Source organism: Acinetobacter sp. 1566109, assembly GCF_000582255.1.
Taxonomy (GTDB): Bacteria; Pseudomonadota; Gammaproteobacteria; order Pseudomonadales; family Moraxellaceae; genus Acinetobacter; species Acinetobacter nosocomialis.
The window spans coordinates 25,165-31,475 of record NZ_JEYB01000045.1 but is presented as its reverse complement, the minus strand read 5'-3'; the positions used below and the strand labels follow the sequence as shown (position 1 = coordinate 31,475).

Here is a 6,311-nt window from a genome sequence, read left to right as displayed (position 1 = left end):
TATGTTCGATCACAACTCGTATTTTTCCAATCATTTTATTGTACTTTTTCTCAACATCAAATAAGGGTAAATTCTTCTTTTTCTTTATTGGCATCAATAATTTAAAGCCATCTTGCTCTAATCCGTAGTACCCTAAATCGGTCATAACATATTTACAATGTTTGAATTTTTTAACCGTTCTTCTTGCCAATTTAATGTCATGCTGACTGCCATTCGATATATCTAGCCCTATGATTTGTTTGCTGTTCGGATGATAGATCACTTGTGCTTTTAGCGTATGTTTCTTCTTTTTACCACTGTAGAACTTACTCTGATTTTTTTTTCGGACGTTCTATTGAACATTCTGTCGCATCAATAATGACCCAGTTAAACTGTTCGTCTGCTGTGGTAATGCTTCGTTTTGGCAGAGTAAACCGTCTTGATTTCATCAATGCATCTTCAACCTTTTTAATGGTTCGATTCACATTACTTTCAGCGATATGGTAATTTGCAGCCAACTCCAATTGAGTGCTGTAATTCCGTAAGTAATTGAGTGTTAATAATAATTGATCCTCTATAGCTAAAGTATGAGGACGCCCAGATTTCTTTTTAAGTGATTCTACTTCTTTTAAAACTTCGATCATTTCACTAAAAACTGGTCGAGGTACACCAACCAAGCGCTGGAATTCAGAATCTGAAAAACGATTTAATTTCTGATATCTCATGAAATTTAGATTGAGGTGGTTTTTACTTTCGCAAGAGGTCTATTATTAACAGTATAAAAGCACTATTATTTATAATATACAGATGTATTTTTAATAGTTGGTTATTACATAATAATTATATTAATAGTGGTATTTATTTTAGAGCTAATATTCTATTTTAAATAGAGTACAAGTGTATTTTAAAGAGTTTATTTCTTTATTAATTTTATAAAAAATAACCATATATTTAGAGTTATTATTCTATTTTAAAATAAATTTACAAATTATTAACACAATAGAGATAATATGATTTGCTTTTAAAATATATTAATAAATTCAAATAATTAAAAATTAATCAATATTTTTGTTTTGTGAATTTTGTCTCACTTTTTCATAAATTTAAAGGATCTAATGTTTACCCCTTAAATTTATTCAATTAGGATGCCGCCTCTTTTTTTTGGTCAAATTTTTTTAAAAATGTATTTCTACATTTTTATTGACCTTTAATTTTGGTATTTGTCTGAGAAGTTTTATGAATAAAGTTTATAAGGTCATTTGGAATGCTTCAATTGGAGCATGGGTTGCAACATCTGAAATTGCAAAAGGTAAAACAAAGACTAAATCAAAAACTTTAAATGTATCAGCGGTAGTTTTAACAAGTGTAATTAGTTTTGCTCCAAATGCTTTCGCAGGGACAAATACCGAAGGGGGAGTAGGTCAAGGGACCTCTATTTCAGGTACAACTTCATGTCGTGAGGGGAATGCGAGTACAGCCAATGAAAAAGATGTTGCTATTGGTTGTGGAGCTCCTGTCGGTGTGACCTTACGTAAAACTGCCGATAATGGTCGTTGGTCACTGACTGGTGGTGTAGCTGCAGCTTCTCAAGGTGATCCAAGTGTTCGTATCGGTATTAGTGGTGTAATTGACTAATTTCGCTAGGCGAGGAAGGTAAGGCCTTCCTCATTCTCCATTTCGAGAGTAAAAATATGAAAAATACAGTTAAAGCGTTATTTATTGCTGTTCTTTCTGGCCTAGCAATGGTTAGTTATGCACAAGAAGAAGCAGTATCTCAAAAAAATGTCACGTTTCCTAAAGTATCTGATAGCTATCTTAAGCAAGTTAAGCGTTATGAGTATGATGACGTTGCGCGCTTGGATTTAGGGCTAAATAAAGACCAAATTCGAGGTTTACTAGGTAATCCACAATTTAGTGAAGGATTATTTGCAGTAAAAGTCTGGAACTATGTATTAGATATACGTGTCCCAAATAGTAATCAATATCAACGTTGTCAGTTACGCATTGATTTTAATAAACAATATTTGGCTGAACGTTTATCTTGGAAAGGTGAGGCATGTGAAGGGTTGATGGCCTGGGGCGAAAATAATCAGCCTCCTGCAAATAGTACTGCGGTTAATGGACGTACAGCGAGCGTTTTATTTGCTTTTGATCGCTCTGATGCAAGTGCAATTCAGCAAGGTTTAAACAATATAGACAATGTTGTCGATCAAATTAAGCAAAGCCCATCAACAGCACCTATTATTGTTTCTGGATTTGCAGATCCATTAGGTAAATTTAGTTATAACCAAGAGTTATCATCTAAACGAGCGAATACGGTGGCAAAACTACTTGTCAAACAAGGGGTAGATCCGAATCGTATTCAAATCCATGCGAATAGTCAGACTGATATATATCAGCAATGTTCGGGTGGACATAATTCACAACTTATTCAATGTTTAGCACCAAACAGACGTGTTAATATAAGTTGGTAACAGCCTGTCACGTAAGAGTAACCATCCATAAGGTGGTTACTTTTTCGTTTTAAAAGGCTAAAAAAACAAAAGAATATATTTAAATTTTTATATAAAAATCATCTCTTAAAATTATAAAAGTGCTGTGGCGTGAGTAAACCATCTAATGGTTGATCCCAGCTTTGACGTTCTAAAGTATGTTCAATAAATTGAAATTGATGAGCCAATCCTAAACGATAAGGTTTATGCTTTGCACTTGCTAATGTACGATCATAATAACCCCCACCCATACCAATACGTGTTCCGTAGTGATCACAAGCTAAAAGCGGCATAAGTAACAAATCAAGCTGTGACACATGTCTTCCTCGCGTTGCCATAGGCTCTTTCATACCTAAGGGATGGTGAGAAAAGCGACGACTTAAATACTGGTTTTTATTTATCTTTATCCACACTAAACGTTGGTTCATCGAGCAAATCATTGGTAAATAAACTTGTTTATTCTTTTTAAAACAGAATTTGATAAGAAGATCAGTATGAATTTCACCGAAAGCGTGCAGATATAAACCAATTTTTTTTGATGAATGAAAAATAGGAAGGTAATTTAGGTAGTGTAAAACATTAAGCTGAGCCTTTTTTTGCTCAAATTGGGTTAAAGAACGTCTTTTAGATCTTAAATTTTTTCTAATAACGCTGAGTTCATTCATGGATAAATCTAACAAAGATTTGAGATGATTCGTGCAAAATTATACCCATTTTTCTTTAGCTTCACCGAACTTTAAACGTTATAAAAACAGTCTAGTTGAATCGAAAATAAAAATAACTGTGTTCCTAAAAAGCCTCTATATAATATTTTTTAGTTTTTTTACGTATTTACAGTATTTATTTACATTTAATCAGGATAAGTATATTTAAAGATGAATATGAAACTTTAAAGTCTATGAAGTTAAAAATTTTATTGATGATGCTATGTGCTGCTTTGCTCAGTGCGTGCACGAAACAGGCAGAATCTGAGGCTCCTCAAGTTGATTACAAGACTCTATTCGAAGAGTCTGATCGAAAAATTGGCGAGTTTTTAGATCAATTAGATAGTCCAAAGACACCGCAAGAAGTTAAAGTTAAAATTTTGTGCCATGATTATCCTGATCTCTACAAAAAGCAATACATGCCTGCATTAATAAAAATTTCGCCTAAGCCTTATACCGAAGAAAAATTACTATCAGATCTGAAAAGCGCAACAGATTACTATAAGGGAAGTTTAGGAATAAAATGTGATAATTAAAGCTTGTTGTTTATCACGTAAAAATTAATAATTGTGAATTGATTGGCATTATTTAGTTGTGCTAAATTTCTTTCTGCTCCTTATTTAAATTTTTCGCTGGACTTAAGATGTAAATATTAAAATTTTTGCAGAGTTTTAATACGGTCGGTAGCTATTTAACACTTGCCTCTATCTTGCTAGCAAACATGCAGAATTACGAAGGGAAATCGTTTTTTAACTAATTGAAATTTAATAATTAATGCAAGGTAGAGATATGAAATTTAAAATATTATTACTCAGTTTTATTGCCACAGGTTGTTATGCTAACGATAATATAAATGATCCTGATATTTGTAATATCGTAAAAAAAGTCGCTTATAACGTAATGGAAGCAAGGCAAAAAAAAGTACCTGCACAAGATTTACAACAAATTGCTGATGGCCTTACAGAAGAAAAAGCAAAGCAGCTTTATCAAGACTTAATCAACTCAGCTTATGCTGCTAAAGTATTCAAAACAAGCTTCTTTAAACGTAAAGCCATCGAAGATTTTCAGACAGGGTGGTATCAAGAATGCTTACATCGAAATGAGCAATAAGTAGCAACAGGAATATATTTAACTTTTAAGTTTAGCTAATGAGCTAGAAAGGCAAAATACTAAAAATAGACTGACAGGTCTGTCTTTAAATTATAATTATGTAATAAAATTAATGCTCCGAAGATGCCGCTGCATGTGTCGTTACCCTGAACCCGACGAGTTCAAGGTGGACGCGACGTATACTTGCTGGGTTTCCTACTCTAAGGTAGGCATACACTCTAAATATACAGAACGCAATCCATAAGTTTAAGTATCGGCAGGGGAATAGACCCGCTGGCGAACATCCCAGAGATAGCTTAAGTATAACCGATCTGGTTCCGTTGGCAATCATCTGAGTTTATTGAACTGTAAAGTTAGGCTTCATTTGATGAAGCTTTGTACACTAAAAGTATATATAACAATCATGTGGTACATAAGATAGGTCAATACAAAAATGCCCTGCACTATAAATGAATAGAGCAAGGCATTTTTATTGATATAAGTCGATTAAACAGTTTGTTCAACATCTTCCAAAATAGCCTGTAATAGGCGTTCACAGTGTGTATATTCTTGCAAAGATTTATTTAAACTTAACACTTCTTGGGTAAGCTGTAAGGCAACCATAATAACAAGCTTATTGTGCTCAACACGAGGGGCACTACGGCGCATATCGTTGAATCTCTCATTAAGAAGTTCAGCTGCACGTTCAAGCTCATCTTTTTTATCTGATGTTGTTGCAAGTCTAAATGTTTGCTCAATCAGACGAAGCTCTACCATGACTTGTTCACTCATGATTGGGTCTCCTCACCAGCTTCAGCATTTGGGTGAGCAAGTTGCTGAATTTCTTGCGCGTGTTGATCTTGAGCTGTACCTAAAATTGCTAAACGTTGAATAATTGCTTCAACCTTTGCTTTGGCAAGTTCATTTTTTTGTAACAAACGGTCACGGTCTTGCTGCAAGTCGTGTAACTCTTGTTGAGTTTGACGTTGGTGTGACTGAAGTTTTTCTTTGGTAACGCGTAACTCATTACGCTCAGCCAAAATTTCTTGAAAACGATTTTTTAAATCGGTCGTACTTTTTTCTAGGCGGCTGTAACGCTCGGCAAGTGTGTTAGCATCTTGATTCAATTGTTGAAATTGACCTTGTAGCTGAGTGAGTTGCTCAGTTAGTGTCTCAATTTCCTCTTGTTTTTTAGTGATGATGCTATTTTTTTGCACAACTTGTGCGTGTTGCTCTGTTTCAGCCAGTTCTTTAGCTTCCAAGAGAGTAGAATTTTCACTCTCTAGATGATGTAAGCGTGTTTTTAAAACGCCAATATGCGCTTGTAGCCGCTGTAATTGTTCTAACATAACGAGGTCGCACAGAATTGCAATCAAAGGTAATATATACGAAGTATAGAGATTGGATAAACGAATGCAAGACGATATTTCAGGTTGGACAGAATGGAACGCTCATTTTGAAGGAATTGAAGAAATTTCAAGCCCTAGTGAGTTACATGGTTTACTAACAGGTATTGTTTGTGTGACAGAAGCGCCTACGCGTGAAGAATGGACACAAATTTTAACAACTCTTAATGTTCCTGATTTAAATGAAGAAGCTTTAGCGCTTTTAACCGATGAAACAGAAGATGTAGCACATGCGTTGTCGGAAGATGAATTGGATTATTTGCCAATGCTTCCAGACGATGAACATACGCTTCAAGATCGTGTGCAAGCATTATCAGACTGGTGTGCTGGTGTTGTTCTTGGCCTTGGTTTGGCATCAGGCCATGTTCGTGCTGATGAGCGCGAATTAATTGAACATTTGCAAGATGTGGCAGCAGTAGAGTTTGAAGACTCTGATAACGACGAAGAAGGCGAAAGCAGTTACGAAGAATTGTATGAGTTTGTACGCCTTATTCCAGTGAGCTTATCTATTGGTAGAAAGAAAGTAACAGTGGCTGAAAGTTCATTGTTGAAAAACTTTTATGCAAAAAGTAAAACTTCTACTGTAGGCACTCTAGATCAAAATATTGTAGAAATGTTTACACCACATCGCCCAAGTTAAT

8 protein-coding genes, 1 other RNA gene and 2 pseudogenes are annotated in these 6,311 nt (G+C 34.7%); 6 read left to right on the top strand and 5 right to left on the bottom strand.

Annotation, left to right across the window (positions count from 1 at the left end; translation table 11 throughout):
• Nucleotides 1-704 (bottom strand): annotated as a pseudogene (locus J582_RS26215) (IS5-like element ISAba27 family transposase); the annotation flags it as partial.
• A 511-nt stretch (nucleotides 705-1,215) separates the two neighbouring features.
• Between J582_RS26215 and J582_RS0105010 the strand changes: the two are divergent.
• Nucleotides 1,216-1,491, top strand: a pseudogene (locus tag J582_RS0105010) (ESPR-type extended signal peptide-containing protein); the annotation flags it as partial.
• A 179-nt stretch (nucleotides 1,492-1,670) separates the two neighbouring features.
• Nucleotides 1,671-2,453, top strand: a complete 783-nt coding sequence (gene tpgA, locus J582_RS19740) for a trimeric autotransporter adhesin/peptidogylcan-associated protein TpgA (RefSeq protein ID WP_031997067.1) — start codon at nucleotides 1,671-1,673, stop codon at nucleotides 2,451-2,453.
• A gap of 98 nt (nucleotides 2,454-2,551) precedes the next feature.
• On the opposite strand, the gene J582_RS19735 is transcribed toward tpgA, so the two are convergent.
• Nucleotides 2,552-3,136 carry a 5-formyltetrahydrofolate cyclo-ligase gene (locus tag J582_RS19735; RefSeq protein ID WP_031997065.1) on the bottom strand — a complete coding sequence of 195 codons (585 nt, stop codon included), beginning with the start codon at nucleotides 3,134-3,136 and terminating at the stop codon, nucleotides 2,552-2,554.
• Between the two features lie 233 nt (nucleotides 3,137-3,369).
• Between J582_RS19735 and J582_RS19730 the strand changes: the two genes are divergently transcribed.
• From J582_RS19730 to J582_RS19725, 3 genes are all read left to right on the top strand, one after another.
• On the top strand, nucleotides 3,370-3,711 hold the full coding sequence (locus J582_RS19730) for a hypothetical protein (protein ID WP_031997063.1): 342 nt from the start codon (nucleotides 3,370-3,372) through the stop codon (nucleotides 3,709-3,711).
• 113 nt (nucleotides 3,712-3,824) lie between these two features.
• Nucleotides 3,825-3,932 (top strand): hypothetical protein, encoded by a 108-nt coding sequence (locus tag J582_RS27315; protein ID WP_228128190.1) that lies wholly within the window; start codon nucleotides 3,825-3,827, stop codon nucleotides 3,930-3,932.
• Nucleotides 3,933-3,964: 32 nt separating this feature from the next.
• Nucleotides 3,965-4,285, top strand: coding sequence for a hypothetical protein (locus tag J582_RS19725; RefSeq protein WP_004710010.1), 321 nt, complete (start codon nucleotides 3,965-3,967; stop codon nucleotides 4,283-4,285).
• Nucleotides 4,286-4,395: 110 nt separating this feature from the next.
• Here J582_RS19725 and ssrS read toward each other — a convergent pair.
• The 3 genes from ssrS to J582_RS19715 form a co-directional block, all read right to left on the bottom strand.
• Nucleotides 4,396-4,580, bottom strand: a non-coding RNA gene (gene ssrS / locus J582_RS25705) — 6S RNA.
• Nucleotides 4,581-4,771: 191 nt separating this feature from the next.
• Entirely contained in the window at nucleotides 4,772-5,056 is a 285-nt protein-coding gene (locus J582_RS19720) for a cell division protein ZapA (protein ID WP_002049540.1), read from the bottom strand.
• Nucleotides 5,053-5,613, bottom strand: a complete 561-nt coding sequence (locus tag J582_RS19715; protein WP_031997061.1) for a hypothetical protein — start codon at nucleotides 5,611-5,613, stop codon at nucleotides 5,053-5,055. Before J582_RS19715 ends, J582_RS19720 begins: the two co-directional genes overlap by 4 nt.
• Before the next feature lie 64 nt (nucleotides 5,614-5,677).
• Between J582_RS19715 and J582_RS19710 the strand changes: the two genes are divergently transcribed.
• The gene (locus tag J582_RS19710; protein WP_031997059.1) at nucleotides 5,678-6,310 is read left to right on the top strand and encodes a UPF0149 family protein; all 633 of its coding nucleotides are present in this window, start codon (nucleotides 5,678-5,680) and stop codon (nucleotides 6,308-6,310) included.
• The last annotated feature ends 1 nt before the right edge of the window (nucleotide 6,311 follow it).